Source organism: Clostridium sp. SHJSY1 (genome assembly GCF_031626875.1).
In the GTDB taxonomy this organism is placed as follows: Bacteria; Bacillota; Clostridia; order Clostridiales; family Clostridiaceae; genus Clostridium.
The window spans coordinates 37,241-55,146 of sequence record NZ_JANDMF010000004.1 but is presented as its reverse complement, the minus strand read 5'-3'; the positions used below and the strand labels follow the sequence as shown (position 1 = coordinate 55,146).

The 17,906-nt window shown below is 28.8% G+C and carries 15 protein-coding genes; 13 read left to right on the top strand and 2 right to left on the bottom strand.

Going from position 1 to position 17,906, the window contains the following annotated elements; translation table 11 throughout:
• Positions 1-31: 31 nt before the first annotated feature.
• Together NNC19_RS03700 and NNC19_RS03695 are read right to left on the bottom strand one after the other, a co-directional pair.
• Entirely contained in the window at positions 32-769 is a 738-nt protein-coding gene (locus tag NNC19_RS03700) for a type 1 glutamine amidotransferase (RefSeq protein ID WP_310937267.1), read from the bottom strand.
• A gap of 16 nt (positions 770-785) precedes the next feature.
• Positions 786-2,144 (bottom strand): Mur ligase family protein, encoded by a 1,359-nt coding sequence (locus tag NNC19_RS03695; RefSeq protein WP_310937266.1) that lies wholly within the window; start codon positions 2,142-2,144, stop codon positions 786-788.
• 430 nt (positions 2,145-2,574) lie between these two features.
• Between NNC19_RS03695 and NNC19_RS03690 the strand changes: the two genes are divergently transcribed.
• The 13 genes from NNC19_RS03690 (at position 2,575) to pyrE (ending at position 17,903) form a co-directional block, all read left to right on the top strand.
• Positions 2,575-3,426 carry an undecaprenyl-diphosphate phosphatase gene (locus NNC19_RS03690; RefSeq protein ID WP_310937371.1) on the top strand — a complete coding sequence of 284 codons (852 nt, stop codon included), beginning with the start codon at positions 2,575-2,577 and terminating at the stop codon, positions 3,424-3,426.
• Positions 3,427-3,642: 216 nt separating this feature from the next.
• Positions 3,643-4,743: a 6-phosphofructokinase gene (locus tag NNC19_RS03685; protein WP_310937265.1), complete on the top strand. Its 1,101-nt coding sequence runs from the start codon at positions 3,643-3,645 to the stop codon at positions 4,741-4,743.
• Positions 4,744-4,860: 117 nt separating this feature from the next.
• Positions 4,861-5,640 (top strand): serine hydrolase, encoded by a 780-nt coding sequence (locus NNC19_RS03680; RefSeq protein ID WP_310937264.1) that lies wholly within the window; start codon positions 4,861-4,863, stop codon positions 5,638-5,640.
• Between the two features lie 319 nt (positions 5,641-5,959).
• A complete protein-coding gene (locus NNC19_RS03675; protein WP_310937263.1) occupies positions 5,960-9,430 on the top strand; it encodes a pectinesterase family protein in 3,471 nt (1,156 codons plus the stop codon).
• Positions 9,431-9,641: 211 nt separating this feature from the next.
• Complete coding sequence (locus NNC19_RS03670; protein ID WP_310937261.1) at positions 9,642-9,782, top strand: hypothetical protein; 141 nt, start codon at positions 9,642-9,644, stop codon at positions 9,780-9,782.
• Positions 9,783-9,943: 161 nt separating this feature from the next.
• Entirely contained in the window at positions 9,944-11,800 is a 1,857-nt protein-coding gene (locus tag NNC19_RS03665; protein ID WP_310937260.1) for an HIRAN domain-containing protein, read from the top strand.
• 301 nt (positions 11,801-12,101) lie between these two features.
• Positions 12,102-13,022, top strand: coding sequence for an aspartate carbamoyltransferase (gene pyrB, locus NNC19_RS03660; protein WP_310937259.1), 921 nt, complete (start codon positions 12,102-12,104; stop codon positions 13,020-13,022).
• Entirely contained in the window at positions 13,023-13,457 is a 435-nt protein-coding gene (locus tag NNC19_RS03655) for an aspartate carbamoyltransferase regulatory subunit (RefSeq protein WP_310937258.1), read from the top strand.
• Positions 13,458-13,471: 14 nt separating this feature from the next.
• Complete coding sequence (locus NNC19_RS03650; RefSeq protein ID WP_310937257.1) at positions 13,472-14,668, top strand: dihydroorotase; 1,197 nt, start codon at positions 13,472-13,474, stop codon at positions 14,666-14,668.
• A 10-nt stretch (positions 14,669-14,678) separates the two neighbouring features.
• Complete coding sequence (gene pyrF / locus NNC19_RS03645; protein WP_310937256.1) at positions 14,679-15,548, top strand: orotidine-5'-phosphate decarboxylase; 870 nt, start codon at positions 14,679-14,681, stop codon at positions 15,546-15,548.
• Positions 15,549-15,558: 10 nt separating this feature from the next.
• Positions 15,559-16,302: a dihydroorotate dehydrogenase electron transfer subunit gene (locus NNC19_RS03640; RefSeq protein WP_310937255.1), complete on the top strand. Its 744-nt coding sequence runs from the start codon at positions 15,559-15,561 to the stop codon at positions 16,300-16,302.
• A gap of 18 nt (positions 16,303-16,320) precedes the next feature.
• A complete protein-coding gene (locus NNC19_RS03635) occupies positions 16,321-17,217 on the top strand; it encodes a dihydroorotate dehydrogenase (protein WP_310937254.1) in 897 nt (298 codons plus the stop codon).
• Between the two features lie 11 nt (positions 17,218-17,228).
• Positions 17,229-17,903 (top strand): orotate phosphoribosyltransferase, encoded by a 675-nt coding sequence (gene pyrE / locus NNC19_RS03630; protein WP_310937253.1) that lies wholly within the window; start codon positions 17,229-17,231, stop codon positions 17,901-17,903.
• Positions 17,904-17,906: the final 3 nt, after the last annotated feature.

Here is a 17,906-nt window from a genome sequence, read left to right as displayed (position 1 = left end):
TAAAAAAAGATCCCAAAAGGATCTTTTTTTATTATTTATTCCAATTTTCAGATTTATAAGCATTAAGTATAGTTTCTTTTGCTTTAAGAGAAAAAGTATCATCTAGAGGATCTAGAGTTACATTACCATATTTTTTTTCTAAAGCTAATTTAATCATTCTATCTGCAAGTTCTGGATTTTTAGATAATAGAGAGCCATGAAAGTATGTACAAAATGTGTTTTTATAAACGCATCCTTCATTACCATCTTCACCATTATTTCCATACCCATAGATACATTTTCCAAGAGGTTTCAAATTATTTATATAGGTCCTTCCAGAATGATTTTCAAAACCAACATAAGTTTCTTTAGTTTCTTCATTATAAATAACAGTATTACCAATAAATCTAGTATCTCCACCTTCAGTGTAAATATCTAATATTCCTAATCCTTCAAGTTTTTCTCCATTAGGAGCTCTATAATATTGTCCTAGTAATTGATAACCACCACAAATTGCTAAGAATACTTTTTCGGATTCTATATATTTAGATAGTTCTTCTTTTTTATTTTTCTTTAAGTCTTCTGAAACTATGGACTGCTCATAATCTTGACCACCACCAAAGAAAATTATATCCATATCTTCACTTTTAAGATCATCTTTAAGGGAGATATTAATAATATTTACTTTTATTCCACGGCTTTCAGCTCTATCTTTTAAAATTAAAATATTACCCACATCACCATATACATTTAATAAGTCTGGGTAAAGATGACAGATGTTTAATTCCATAATTGCCTCCTAATTCTTACCAAAGCTTTTTAATATAGCCTTTTGAATGTAAATACTTTCTATAATTAATCATAGCTGTATAAGTAGCTAATATATAAATCCTATCTGTAGAAGAATTTCTAATTTTGTTAGTTAATTCTTCATAATCTGCTTCTACTTTAAAAGAATTAGAATTAAGTCCAGCAGTTTTTAATCTTACAGCCATATCATATAACCTAGTACCTGATATAAATACATCTTTAATTGGAAGGGTAGATAATTTTTCAAAGTCTACATCCCAAATCCAAGATACATCAGTTCCATCAGCATAATTATCATTTAACATAAATAATGTAGAAAAGTTTTCTGTGTTTAAACAAAGCGTATCTAAAGCTTGATTATATCCAGCAGGGTTTTTTACTAAAATAATTTTAGCTTTTTTACCATCAATATCAATTTCCTCTTGTCTACCAAAACTAGAATCTTGTTTTCCTAATGAATTTGAGATGCATTCATCATCAATCCCCATTTCTTTACCGATTGAATATGCACATAAACCATTATATATATTGTACAAACCGGATTGACTAATAGTAACTTTTGAATCATTCATCATAACTGTTGAATCGTTAGGAGTTAAATCTAAAATCTCTTCAATTGAATATTTAAGATCAGCTCTTTTATAATCACAGTTTGGACAATAAAAGTCACCTAAATGATTGTAGGTAATGAAGTTATATTCATATGGTGATTTACAAAACTTACAAAACTTTGCATCTGCATTTACATCAATTGCAGTTTCATCATTTAAAGTTTTATTAAATCCATAGTATATAGTTTCATTTGGAACATCTAATTTCCCAAATAAAGAATCGTCGCCATTTAACACAAGTTTTGTATTAGGAACATTTATAATTCCTTCTAGAATTTTGTTTAAAGTAGTATAGACCTCACCATATCTATCTAGTTGATCTCTAAATAAATTTGTTATTGTAATAATCTCTGGAGTTATATACTTTGTAACAAACTTAACATTTGCTTCATCTACTTCAATAATGGCATAGCTGCCCTCATTGCTTCTAAAAAAACTGTAATTATCAATAAAACATGAAACTACACCTCTAAAAAGATTCGCCCCAGTATTATTAGTAATTACTCTGTAACCTTTTTCTTTGAAAATGTTAGTAATCATACTAGTTGTTGTTGTTTTACCATTAGTACCTGTAACTAAAATTACCTTGTAACCTTTTGCCACCTTACTTAAGATTTGTTTGTCAAACTTTAAGGCAACAGTACCTGGGAAAGTACTTCCCCCTTTTAGTAGATGTTTTGATAAAAAAATAGTTGTTTTACCAGCTAATAGACTTAAAATTGATTTTATATTAATCTTAATCACCACCTTAAATGCTATAAATATTTTATGTCATAATTTTAAACTTTGAAATTAAGTATAGCACAAACCATAATTTATCATCAATGTATTTTTAGTAGATTTTTGTCTGAGTAATGTTAAAAGGTTAAGTAATAAACATAATTAATAGAAGAAATTAGAAAATTTTATGATTAATTTATGTATAATACGCTACTTATATATAAGGATGAGCCTTTCATATATATGTTTATGTACTCAATCTATAATAAGAAAAAATGAAATCATAAAAAGGTTTTTCTCCATTATATGGTGATTTTTTTATGTGAGAATTAAAAAATATAAATATTTAATTTTTATCAATTCAACATAATCTTAAAAATAAATTAATAAAATAGACAACAGAGATTTTAATAAGTATAATTAAACAGTAGTTTAATGAAAGCGAGTGATGTCATTGGGATTAGATTTTATTTTAATATTTAAAGCTATAATTATAGCGATAGTTGAAGGGCTAACTGAATTCATACCAGTATCGTCAACTGGGCATATGATTTTATTTGGAGCAATTATAAATTTTAAAGGCGATTTTGCTGATATGTTTGAAGTTGTAATTCAATTAGGAGCAATACTTGCTGTAGTAGTTCTTTATTGGAAGAAAATAAAAGATAGTGTGGTAGAATTTTTTAGATTCATATTTACTGGTGGTAAAGATGGAAAAAATGGATTTAGATTTGGTATAAATGTAATTATAGGATCTATACCAGCAGGTGTTGCAGGTGTCCTATTTTACAGTAAAATTAAATCTCTTTTTAGACCAGAAGCTGTTATTATCGGATTTATTGTTGGAGGTGTATTATTAATAATTATTGAAAACACCTTCAGAAAGAAAAAACAAGCAACAAAATCCATAGACGAAATAACACCTGTTCAATCATTAAAGGTAGGGTTATTTCAAGTTCTTTCTATGTGGCCTGGAATGTCAAGAAGTGCATCAACTATCATGGGAGGTTGGATAGCTGGAATTTCAACTCCGATAGCTGCTGAGTATTCATTTTTCTTAGCAATTCCTGCAATGATAGGATCATCAGGAAAAGATTTATTTGAATTTGATTACTCTATTATGAATACATCAAGTTGGATAGCTTTAGCCATTGGTTTCATTGTTGCCTTCTTGGTATCTATAGTGGTTATGGATGGGTTTGTATCATTTTTAAAGAAAAAACCTATGAGGGTATTTGCAGTATATAGAGTATTAGCAGGAATTTTATTGGCTATATTAGTATTTACAAAAATAATCACTCTTTAAGTTTATTTAGCCCAAGATATATTTTTTATCTTGGGTTTTTTGTGTAATTATATAAATATAAAATACTTTATTGTTGGGAATTATTGTGGTATCATATTTCATAGAAGATATTTTATTTTAACTGATAAGGATAGTATCTTTATATTTTTTCATGATAATTGTCAGAAAATAAAGACAATTGTCAAGAATAGTGTGTGGGTAGAAGGGAGATTGAAAATGAGTGAGAAAATAAAAAAAATAGCTCTATTGACAGGTGGAGGAGACTGTCCAGGGCTTAATGCAGTAATAAGAGCTGTTACAAGGACAGCAATATTAAATTGTGGATATGAGGTAATTGGATATAAATTTGGATATAGGGGATTATATAATAATGATTTCATTCCTCTTACTCTTGAATCCGTATCAGGCATACTTAGTAGAGGTGGTACTATCTTATATAGTTCAAATAAAGATAATTTATTTGATTATCAAATTGAGGAAAATGGAAAAAGCGTCAAGAAAGATGTATCAGATGTAGCTGTAGAAAACTTAAAAAAAGAAGGTGTAGATGTTCTAGTTGTTATTGGTGGAGATGGAACATTAACATCAGCAAGAGATTTTTCAAGAAAAGGTATTAAGGTTATTGGAGTTCCAAAAACAATAGATAATGATTTAGCTTCAACTGATGTTACTTTTGGATTTAATACCGCAATAGATGTTGCAACTGAGGCTTTAGATAGGCTTCATACGACTGCAGAATCACATCATAGAATAATGATTTGTGAAGTTATGGGAAGAAATGCTGGTTGGATTGCCTTGGAATCAGGAATTGCAGGGTCTGCTGATGTAATTTTGCTTCCAGAAATACCTTATGATATCAATAAAATTGTAGAAAAAATAGAACATAGAAAAAAAGAAGGCAAATTATTCACAATAATAGCTGTCGCAGAGGGAGCAAAATCCAAGGATGGAGATGTAGTAGTATCTAAAATAGTGAAGGATAGTCCAGACCCAATTAGATTAGGTGGGATAGGAAATAAATTAGCAGATGATTTGGAGCGATTAATTAAACATCACGAAATAAGATGTACTGTTCTTGGTCATATTCAAAGAGGTGGAACAACATCTACTTATGATAGAATATTATCTACAAGATATGGTGTGGCAGCAGTAGAATTAATTAATGATGGAAAATTTGGTCATATGGTTTGTCTTAAAGGAGATACAATATCTTCAGATAGTTTAGAAAATGTAATTGGTCAAAAAACTAAACAGGTTAGTCCAAAAGGAGAATTGGTTACCATAGCTAAAAAGATAGGTATATCTTTTGGAGATTAGAAATATAGGCACTAATTCTATTGAGTTAGTGCTTTGATGATATATTTATTAAATTAAAAATAAAATTGTATTTTGTATAAAAATATTATTATATAGTTGATTTTACAGGAGGGTATTATGAAAGAGATTAAAAGATATTTAGAGTCAAGAATAGGAACTTATAGCTTCTTTTTTGAGGATTTAGGAAGTGGCTTTATATATGGATATAATGAAAATATACAAATGGTTGCTGCTGGCTGTATGAAACTTCCTATAGCAGTTTCACTTATAAAGGCTGTAGAAGAAAATAAAGTGGATTTTATGAAAAAGATAGCTATAAAAAGGGAAGATAAAGTATATGGAACAGGTATAATTCATGAGTTTGATGAAAGAGAATATACAGTTTTTGAATTATTAGTTGCCATGCTTATACAAAGTGATAATACAGCTGCAAATAAAATCATAGATATCATAGGTATGGATGTGATTAATGATAATATAAGAAAAATGGGACTTAAAAATACATCATTAAATAGAAAAACAAGTGATGAGAGAAATAAAAAAAGTGAAATAGAAAACATAACAAGTGCTTATGATTTATCAATGATATGGAAACATTTACACAAGAGTACCTTCCTAAATAAAGATAACAGTACAATGCTAATAGATATATTAAGAAGGCAACAAATAAAAAACAAGTTAGCATTATATATTCCGGATGATTTAAAATTTGAAATTTCAAGTAAAACTGGTGATAAGAAAGGGGTAGAAAATGATACTGCACTAGTACAACTACCTAAAGGAACATTTGTATTTACTGTGCTATCAAGTTGTATACCAAACAGCGTTTATGGCACAGTTACATTGGCTAAGTCTGGAAAGATGATGTGGGATAATATTATGAATAATTGGCATTAATAAAATAAAAAGTCATAACTCCTAGGTTTCTAGGGGTTATTTTTTATTGAAAATAAATTTATATAAAATACTAATCCCAATAAGCAATTTTTGAATTTGTATACAACAAATTCAAAAATATGTTGCATTGAATTTCAGAAATATACATTTTATGTTTGAAATTAGAAAATATATGTAGTAAAATATACCTGGAAACGTTTAATATACCGATTTTTAAATAAAAATAATATACATAACAGCATATTAGTAAAGAAGGAAGTTTGGTATACAAGCATATCAAGCAAGTTAGCCAAAATTTAATTTGAAGGAGAAGATTAAGATGAAAAAAAAGTTTTTATCAATGTTAATTGCTACAACAATAATTGTTTCACAAGGGTTATTAAATCCCATAGTAACAAAAGCTGAAGAATTAAATATAACTAATTATGAAAATGTTGTAAATAATGAAAACGTTAATATGGTAGTAGATGCAAATTATTCAGGAAATGATGGAGAAATATTGAATAATATTAAGACATTTAAAACTGTACAAGCTGCTATTAATACAGTACCTGATAATAATTCAAATGAAATAATTATATTTATTAAGAATGGTACCTATAAAGAAAAAATGATAATTTCAAAACCAAATATCACCTTAATAGGTGAAGATAGCAAAAAGACAATATTAACATATGATGTTGCAAATGGAACTGTAAAATTACCAGAACATGGTGGAAATGGAGTAGCAACGTATGGAACAACTGGATCAGCTAGCATTACATTAACTACAACAGCAACAGGATTTTCAGCAGCAAATCTTACTATTGAAAATTCATTTAATGAAGAAGCACATTCTAATATAAAAAATCAGCAGGCTGTTGCTATAAAAAATGAAGCTGATAAGAGTACTTTTGTAAATTGTAGATTTATAGGAAATCAAGATACATTATATGCAAATAAAAATAAACAATATTATTATAAATGTTTTATTCAAGGTGATGTAGACTTTATTTTTGGTGCAGCAAGTGCGGTTTTTGATAACTGTGAAATTAATTCAATTAATAGAGAAGGAATTAATAATCCTAAAGGGTATGTAGCAGCTCCAAGCACACTAGCAGAAAATTCCTATGGTTACTTGTTCTTAAATTCAAAATTAACAAGTGATATATCTGAAGAAGGAAGTGTATATTTAGGAAGACCATGGCATCCAGGAGGTGTTACACAATCTGTAAAATCAAATGTTGTATTTAAGAACTGTGAAATGGGTAGACATATTTCAAAAGTAGGTTGGTCTGAAATGTCTGGGCAATTACCTGAAAATAACTTTATGTATGAATATGGTAGTACTGGAGAAGGGGCTAAAACAAGTGACACTAGAAAAGTTCTTTCGGAAGAACAAGCTGGTAAATTTACAAAAGAAAATGTACTACAAGGATGGGATACAACTAGTAAAGTAAATGAATTAACTGCATTTAATAATACTATTCCAAAGGATGATAATTCAAATAATAATAACTCAAATAGTAGTACAAATGAGGCTGAACAAGTTAAATGGAATTTTACAAGATTTGGGGCTACTACATCAGAAGCAAATAATACAGTTTCAGTAGATGATAAAAATAAAACTGTAACATTAACTTCAGGGAAAAAAGATGGGACAAGCCCAGGTGGAAAAATAGCTGGTTCAAATGATGGGATATCCTATTATTATACTGAATTAGATAATACTAAAAACTTTGAACTTTCAGCTAATGTAAAGGTAAACTATTTTGAAAAGGAAAAACCAGATAACCAATGTGGTTTTGGAATTATGGCAAGAGATATATTAGGAGTTGCAAATGATTCATCAGTAAGCCCATCAAATATGGCATTAGTTGGAGGATATCAAGGAAAAATGATGTCAGTATTTAGGAATGGAGTTACAAGTGACTTAAGTGGAAAAATTACAATGGAAAATCCACACGTGTTCAACAGCAAGCGTCCAGCAAATGATGGAACAGCAACTTATAAGTTAAAACTTAAGAAAACAAATACAGGGTATATTGCAAGTATTGATAATGGTGAAGAAGTAACATATTATAGACCAAAACAATTAGAAGTAATTGATAATAAAGTTTATGTTGGGTTCTTTACTGCACGTATAGCGTCGATTACTGTATCTGATATTAACTTAACAACATCAAATGTAGCTACAGATCCTGCTGGAGTGCCAGAACCAGAACAAAAAATAGATCCAAGTATAAAAGTTTTATCATCAAGTGATACAGGTTCTTCAAAATATAAACTATCACTTAAAAATACAGTTGAAGGAAATGTCAATGTTAAATTAAATGGGGAACAAGTATATGATGCTAAAGCACAAAAAAATAGTGAATTCAGTATTGATACAAACCTTAAGCTAGGGACTAATAAATTTGAAATAACTTATACACCAGATAAAACTTCAGCAAATTCAAATATATCTCCTATAACTGTACCATGTAATGTTATTTATAAGAGTTATGGAACAGAAAATGGGGATGTATATGTATCTCAAAATGGTACATCTGATGGATCAGGAACAATTGATAATCCTATAGATATATATTCAGCATTAAAGTATACAAACAATGGACAAAGTATAAAAGTTAAAGGGGGAACATATAACCTTAAAAAACCACTTACAATAAGCAAAGATAATAAAGGGACAGAAGATAGGCTAAAGGCACTGACAACTTATGATGGGGAAAGAGCTATTTTTGATTTTGGAAAGATATCTGCTGGGCTAACCATTGCAGGAAGTTACTGGCATGTTTATGGAGTTGATGTGTGTAATACATCTGACAAAGAACATGGAATAACAGTATCTGGTAACAATAATAAAGTAGAAGCGGTTAAAACTTATAAAAATGGAGATACTGGGCTTCAAGTAAGTGGAGCAGTGGATGATTCTAAGGATAAGTGGCCTAAAAATAATTTGATATTAAATTGTGAATCTTATGACAATATGGATGGCGCGATGAACAATGCTGATGGATTTGCAGCTAAAATTTCTACAGGATCTGGAAATGTATTTAGAGGTTGTATATCTCATAATAACTGCGATGATGGTTGGGATTTGTTTTCTAAACTTGAAAGTGGAGCAATTGATCCAGTTACAATTGAAGATTGTGTAGCATATGGTAATGGGACATTAACAGATGGAACTGTTACTAAAGGAGATGGTAATGGATTTAAATTAGGTGGTGAAGGAATACCAGTTAAGCATATACTTAAGAATTCATTATCCTTTGGAAATAATGCAGCAGGAATAACAAGTAATAGTAATCCAGCAATAATTGTTCAAAACAGTGTTTCAGTAGACAATGATGTTAACTATAGTTTAGATTATTATACTGGAGCTAATCTTCAATTCAATTTTGAAAATAACATTTCGTTTAGAACAAAACCTGGAAAGGCTGATGTTATAGTTGACATGGTAAAAGGAGAAAGTAATTATTTCTATAATGGTACAGATACAGAAAACTCAAAAGGTAAAAAGATTGAAGCATCTGATTTTGTAAGTACAGAGATGCCAAATTCTATAGTTAGAGATAGTAATTACAATATAGATAGAAAAGGATATATGGTGTTGGTTGGTAAAACTCCAAGTCCAGAACCAAGTCCAAGCCCAAGTCCAAAATCAACTTTGGGAGAAAGTACAGAAAATGATAGTGATTCAAACACTAGTACTACAGCTAAAACAGGAGATATAGGTTTTCTTGGAGTTTTAGGATTAGGTGTTGTTTCATTAGCAGGATCTATAAGTAGTAGAAAAAAGAAAAAATAAACTTAAACCAAAGATTAATGATACTATTTTAGGTTACTTTAAAATATTTATTTAAAGTAACCTTTCTTCATATTAAAAAAGTATATATTCTTAGAAAAGAGAATAGATATATAATATATATTTTGTATAGTGTACATGTTTTAATAATATTGTAATAGGTTAATTTAAAAAAGGTAGAAAACTCTAAATCAATTAGGAGGTATTAAATTAAATGGATGATTTTATCATAGAACCTAAGATGATTGATTTTGGAAACAATAGTGAAAATAAATTTCAGAAATTATTAAATAATATTAGGGATGACAACTATAAAGAAGAGGATAATTTATTGGACGAAGATGGGAAAAAATAAATATTATATTTTTTCATGAGGAAGAGTATGGGCAATAGCTTTAAATTCTTTCTCTTTTTTAAGAAAAATACATTTTTACATTTACAAGTTTATGTATATTTTATATAATTACTTAAATTTAATTAAGTTAAAGGAAATTTTGATTAAAAGGTGGGTGGAATGTGAGCAAGATATTTGAAATATTAAAAGAATCTAAAGAATATGAATATGAATCAGGTAAAGATGAATTAGAATATTTATATCTATCTGATAATTTGTCAGTAAATGAGCAGATAGATTTAGCTGAATGTTTAGCTGACCAAATAATAAATATGTTTAAAAAGGGTGGTTACTCTTTCAAAGTGAATTTGAAAGAAAGAAATTTAATTTATTGTATGAACCCACTAATTAGAAAAATTAATACTTTGATAAATGAAGGAGTAATAGAAAAAAGGTGGATTGAAGATTTAACTGATAATTTGATTTATAATGGTGAAAGACCTTGGGAAGTAAAATTAGGTTTAATATTAGCAAGTAAGTATTTACCTAAAGAAAAACTTTCAGAGGTGTTTGAGGTATTTTCTAAGAGTGGTGAATATATTTTTTATTTAACTAATGCAATAAGAAATCTTTATAGATATAATGAATATTTAGTAAAATTATCTAAAGATTCAAGAGGAACAATAAAAGTATTTTCTATAACAAATATTGATTACTTTAGTTTAGATGTTGTTTCATATTTAATTGAACAAGGTTATAAAGATGAAATGTATGAAGAGGTTTTGATAAAGCACATTTTTACAACAATCAATTTATCTAAATATTTAGAAAATAAGATTACTAAGGGAAAAATGGATAATTTATCTTATTTGATATGTAGTTATTTAAGAAAAAATGAGTTTTCTTTAATTAGATCTAAGAGTGAATTTATTGAGAGATACTTAAGTTTAATATCAAAAATGGAATATAATTATGAGTATTTGAATTCTATTTATTTAATTAAAGAAGCTATAAGTGAAGATGAAAAATTTGAAGTTAGTTATAAGGATTTAGAAAAGAAACTTGATAAATTATTAGAAGATGAAAAATGGAGCGGTATATTTGAAAGTGCAATTCAAGAAGGCATTGGAATAGGGAAAGATATACTTTCTTTAGCAAATTTTTATGAATATAAGTTAGAATATGAAGATTTGTATCAGTATTTGAAAAGAGATACTGAGAATATTAATATATATTACTATTTAGTCAACGAAGGAAATGAAGAAGATAAAATAAAGCTTTTTAAATTTTTTAAAAATCATTTCAATTTAGAGGAATTTTATACAGAAGCAAAAGATATAGATGATGAGCAGTTGCAAAAAGATGATTTAAAATGTGTAATATTTGCTTTAATAGTGAAATCGTTAAGTGGAATTTATCCACAAGGAAAGAATATAGCTATAAAAGCTATAAATGGGAGAATAAATAAAATTAGATATGAATCAGTAAAATATCTTAAAAAATATAGAGATAAACTTACCAATAAAGATTTAACTATAATTAGGAAAGCTTGTGAGACTGAACCTAATTATAAAATTAAGCATGAGATAGAAACATTGATATTTAATTACAATGATGAAAAAAAAGAATATATAGATGTAACAGATTTGGTTAATTATGAGCATGTTGCAGATATTTTCTTAGTAAGTACAGAAGTAACAGGTTGTCAATTTAGACATATAAGAAGTTTAGAAGAAGAACTTGAAAATAGTAAGATATTTAATTTAAAACTTGAAGAAAATAATTCGTGTGATGATAGGGTAATTAAGGTAATAGGAGAGAATGGATTTGTTATTGGATTTATTTCTAGAAAGGATAATTATATATTAAGCAATCTTTTATCAGGGGGAAAATATTTATATGGAAAGATTGATAAATATAATTTAGATAATAATCATATTGATATAAGTGTTTACTTAAGTTATAAGGACGTAATAGAATCAATAAACGATACAATTTTAATGTTACATGGAAGTAATACAGGAGGTTTTTTGAATTAGAAGTGTTAGTCATTGACAATAGATTCATTAGGTGGTATTCTTAACAAAAGACAAAACCTTTAATTTGATCCAGAGAGGTCAGTAAGGAAGTTATTTAAACTGTTTATTAATAGGATTATTGCGCCTTCCTTTGAATTTAAAGGAAGGTTTTTTTATACTCAAATATGATTATTACGAATAGTTTAGATAAAGTTTTGAGATAATAAAAAAACATTAAAGATTTTTAAACATAATTTAAAGTTATGTATTATATTAACCTTTAATTTTAGCTCAGAGAAGTTAAGAAGGAGTGATTACATAAATGATAAATAAACATTTAATAGACCCAATGGATTTTTCAGTAGAAGAATTAGATGAAATCTTCGAATTAGCACACCAAATTATTAATGATCCTAAAAAATTCTCAAAAATATGTGATGGAATGATTTTAGGAACACTTTTCTATGAACCTAGTACAAGAACAAAATTTAGCTTTGAAGCAGCTATGATGAAGCTAGGTGGTAAAATCTTAGGTTTTTCAGAACCAAATTCAAGTTCAGCATCAAAAGGCGAGACATTAGCAGATACTATAAAAATGGTATCAATTTATACAGATATAATTGCTATGAGACATCCTAAAGAAGGCTCAGCGAAGGTGGCAAGTCTATATTCAAGTGTTCCAATAATAAATGCAGGAGATGGTGGACATCAACATCCAACTCAAACTTTAGCAGATTTACTTACTATTGAGTGCTTGAAAAAAGGTTTGAGAGGACATACTGTGGGAATATGTGGTGATTTAAAATATGGAAGAACTGTACATTCACTAATTAAAGCGATGTCTAGGTATGAAGAAACAAAATTTATTCTGATTTCACCAAAGGAATTAAAAGTACCTGATTATATAAAACAAGAATTTATAGAGAAAAAAGGTAAGGAATATATAGAAGTTGAAAGATTAGAAGATGTGATGGATAAAATAGATATACTATACATGACAAGAATTCAAAGAGAAAGATTTTTTAATGAAGAAGAATATTTAAGATTAAAAGATAGTTATATTTTAGATACAGAAAAGATGAAGAATGCAAAAAAAGATATGATAGTTATGCATCCGTTACCAAGAGTAAATGAGATATCAATAGAAGTTGATAGTGATGATAGAGCAGCTTACTTTAAACAAGCAGAGTATGCTATGTATGTAAGAATGGCTTTAATGTGTAAACTTTTGGGGGTGGCTTAAATGTTAGAGATAACAAGTATTAGAAATGGTTTAGTTATTGATCATATAAATGCAGGAATGGGAGTGAAAATATTTAATTATTTAAATTTAGATAAATCAAAAGATAGAGTTGCTCTAATAATGAATGCTGAAAGTAAGAAGTTAGGTAGAAAAGATATTATAAAAATTGAAAAAGAAAATTGGGATGATATAGATTATACAGTTCTTGGACTTATGTCACCATCTATAACAATAGATGAGGTTAGAGAAGGCGAGGTAGTTAAGGTAAGACCAATTTTACCAGAGAGAGTTGTAGAGATTTTAAGATGTAAGAATCCACGATGTATTACAGGTGTTGAAAAATATGTTCCTCATTCATTTGTACTTATGGATAGAGAAGAAGGTACATATAGATGTGAATATTGTGATGAAATAACAAAATTATCAGAAGTTTAATTGGGGTGTTTTAAATGAATTTACTAATAAAAAATGCAAGAATAATAGATTGTAGTCAAGATTTTATAGGAGATTTATATATAGAAAATGGATTGATAAAAGAAATATCTTTGGAGATTAATAAAAAAGATACAGAAATAATTGATGCTAAAGGACTAACTTTAATGCCTTCGTTTATTGATACGCATACTCACTTTAGAGACCCGGGATTAACTTGGAAGGAAGATATAGAAACAGGATCTAGGGCAGCTTTAAAAGGGGGCTATACAGGAGTTTGCTTAATGGCCAATACTAATCCAATAGTTTCATCTAAAGAAGTTCTGGAATATGTAAGAAATAAAGGAAAAGAAGTTGGTCTGATAGATATACATCAGTGTTTATCTATTACAAAAGGTTTTGATGGAAAAACGTTAGAACATTTAGATGAATTAAAAAATGATACAGAAATAAAAGCAATATCAGATGATGGAAAAGGTGTAAAGGATGCAAGAATAATGCTTGAAGCTCTGAGAAAATCTAAAGAGTATGGATGGATAATAATGTCTCATGCAGAAAGTCCAGAATTCTCTGATTTGGATATGAGGCTTGCAGAAGATATGATGACACTTAGAGATATTGAACTTGCTAAATACACTGGTGGTAGGCTTCATATGGCTCATGTATCTACTAAGGAATCTATGAAATATATAATTGATGCAAAGCTTAATGGAGCAAATGTGACTTGTGAAGTAACACCACATCATATTTTTCTGACAAGAGATGTTAATGATTATAGGGTAAATCCACCAATTAGAGAGAAAAAAGATGTTAATTTTATACATTATGCTATAAAAAATGGATTTGTAGATACTATAGGGACAGATCATGCTCCACATACAGAAGAGGAAAAACTTAAAGGATCACCAGGGATGGTAGGACTTGAAACTGCTTTTGCAATTTGTTATACAAGTTTAGTTAAAGGAGATGTAATTACTTTGAATAAACTAAGTGAAATCATGAGCAAAAATTCTGCTAGAATTTTAGGAATGAACAAGGGAACTATAAGTATAGGGAAAGATGGAGATTTAGTTCTTATAAACTTGGATAAAAAGTACAAAATTGATTCTAATAAGTTTGCTTCAAAGGGAAAAAATACTCCATTTAAAGGTATGGAATTCTATGGACAAATTGAAATGACAATAAAAAGCGGAAAAGTTTTATATAAAAAGTAGGAGGAATTTTATGAGTAATATAATGGATAAACTATACAATAGGGTAAAAGAAAGAGGAGTTGTTTGTGTAGGATTAGATACATCATTTGATTATATACCAGAACATATTAGGTTAGGAAAAACAGATGAGGATGCCATTTTCGAATTTAATAAGGAAATTATTGATGAAACATTAGATGTAGCAGCATGTTTTAAAGTTCAAATTGCATATTATGAAGCTTTAGGAATTACAGGAATGATAGCTTATAAGAGAACATTATCCTATCTAAGAGAAAAGGATGCAATAATAATTGCAGATATAAAAAGAGGTGATATTGCAGCTACAGCTAAAATGTATGCAAAAGCTCATTTTACAGGAGATTTTGAAGCTGACTTTATTACTCTAAGTCCTTATATGGGAATGGATAGTATAGAACCCTACTTACCATATTTAGAAAATGGAAAGAAGGGAATATTTAGTTTGGTTAGAACTTCTAATAAGGGAGCAGAAGATATTGAATACTTAGATACAACTTTAGGAGATAAAGTTTATCATGTAGTTGGAGATAAATTAATGAAATTAGGTGAGAATTTAGTTTCAAAGTGTGGATATCATCCACTTGGAGGAGTTATAGGATGTACTCATGTGGAAGAAGGAAAAGAATTAAGAAAAAGATTTAGTTCAATGTTCTTTTTGATTCCTGGATATGGAGCACAGGGTGGTAAGGCTGAAGATGTTGCTATGTACTTAAATAATGGTAATGGTGGAGTTGTAAATTCTTCAAGAGGCATTTTGCTTGCATATAAGAAAGAAAATAAACCTAATGAATTTGCAAAGTGTGCAAGAGAAGAAGCAATAAGGATGAGAGATGAAATAAAAGAAGCAATAAATAAACTATAGGGGGAAACATATGGGTATTACATATAGAAAGTCAAAAGTGATTTTAAACGAAAAAGTTGTTGATAATATATATAAAATGGTTTGTGAAGATGAAAATGATATAAAGGCTGGACAATTTTATATGTTAAAACTTAATGGACAGACTTTACTTCCAAGGCCAATAAGTATATGCGAAAAAGAAGATAATAAAATAACCTTTCTTTATGCAGTTGTAGGAAAAGGAACTGAGGAATTTTCAAAAATTAAAAAAGGGGAAGAAATATCCTTAACAGGACCTCTAGGAAATGGATTTAATTTAGATGAAGAGCTTGGCAGAGTCGCGATAGTTGCAGGGGGAATTGGAACAGCACCTATGGTTGAAGTATCAAAAAGACTTAGAGAAAAACATAAAGATTGTATTGTAGATGTTTATACAGGTTTTAGGGATGAAGTATATTTAATTGAAGAATTATCTAATTATGCTGATAAGGTTGAAGTTACAACTAATACAGGAAAATATGGATACAAAGGTCTAGTTACAGAAATATTTAAACCAGAAAATTATGATACTGTATTGTGCTGTGGTCCAGAAGTAATGATGAAGGCTGTTGTTAATATGTGTAAGGAAAAAGGAGTCAAGATATATGTTTCTATGGAAAAACATATGGCTTGTGGAGTAGGTGCATGTTTAGTATGTACTTGTAAAACTAAAGATGGAAATAAGAGAACTTGTAAAGATGGACCAGTTTTTGATGGAAATTATGTAGAACTATAAACCTTAGGAGGAAAAAGCATGTTAAAGGTAAATATAAATGGAATTGAATTTAAGAATCCTGTTATAGCAGCTTCTGGAACCTTTGGTTTTGGAGAAGAGTATAACAATTTTTATAATGTAGGGATTTTGGGAGGCATATCTTCAAAAGGATTAACATTAAATCAAAAAGAAGGCAATGATGGAATTAGGGTTCTTGAAACTCCATCAGGAATGATGAATTCTGTAGGCCTTAATAATCCAGGAATAGATGGATTTATAAATAATGAACTTCCTAAAATGGAGAAGTTAGGAACTAATATACTGGCCAATGTTGGTGGAGGATGTTTTGAGGATTATGCAGAAGCTATTGAAAAAATTAATAATACAAATGTACAGATAATAGAACTTAATATATCATGTCCAAATGTTAAGGCTGGTGGAATGGCCTATGGGATTAAGTCAGAAGTAGCTTACAACTTTGTTAAAGAAATTAAGAAGATATCTAAAAAGCCATTGATGATTAAGTTATCTCCAAATGCAGAAAATATAGTTGAAATGGCATTAAAGTGCGAAGAAGCAGGAGCTGACTCATTAAGTTTAATAAACACTCTTAAAGGTTTGGCTATAGATGTATATAAAAGAAAGCCAGTATTTGAAAATGTTTATGCAGGTCTTTCAGGGCCAGCTGTTAAACCAGTTGCTTTAAGAATGGTTCATGAAGTAGCTAAAGCTGTAAAAGTCCCTGTTATTGGTCTTGGAGGTATTTCTACAGGAATAGATGCTATAGAATTTATGATGGCTGGTGCTAGTGCAGTTCAAATTGGTACAGTGAATTTTAGTAATCCATTGGCCGGAAAAGAAATAATACAAGAGATGGAGGCTTTTTGTAAGTCTCAAGGTATTAAAGATATAAATGAAATTGTAGGAATTGTTTAGGAGGAATAAAAATGCAACAATATAAGAAAGAATTTATAGAATTTATGATAGAATGTGGAGTATTAACTTTTGGTGATTTCGTAACCAAGAGTGGAAGAAAGACTCCGTTTTTTGTAAATACAGGCAATTATAGAACAGGAAGTCAACTTAAAAAATTAGGAGAGTTCTATGCTAAAGCCATAAAGGAAAATTTCCAAGAAGATTATACTATAGTTTTTGGCCCAGCATATAAAGGAATTCCATTAAGTGTTACAACTACAATTGCATTATCAGATATGTATGGTATTGATGTGAATTATTGTTCTAATAGAAAAGAAGTAAAAGATCATGGGGATAAAGGGATACTTCTTGGAAGTAAAATAGGAGATGGGGATAAAATTCTTATAGTTGAAGATGTAACTACTGCAGGAACTTCGATTTATGAAACAATGCCTATTTTAAAAGAACAAGGAAATGTTGATGTAACTGGGCTTATAATATCAGTTGATAGAATGGAAAGAGGACAAGGAGAGAAATCAGCGTTAGTAGAAATTAAAGAGAAATTTGGATTTAAAACTTGTGCTATAGTTACTATGGCTGAGGTTAGAGAGTATTTATATAATAAAGAAGTAAATGGAAATATAGTAATTAATGATGAAATTAATGAAAGAATAGATTCTTACTATAAAAAGTATGGTGCAAAATAGAAA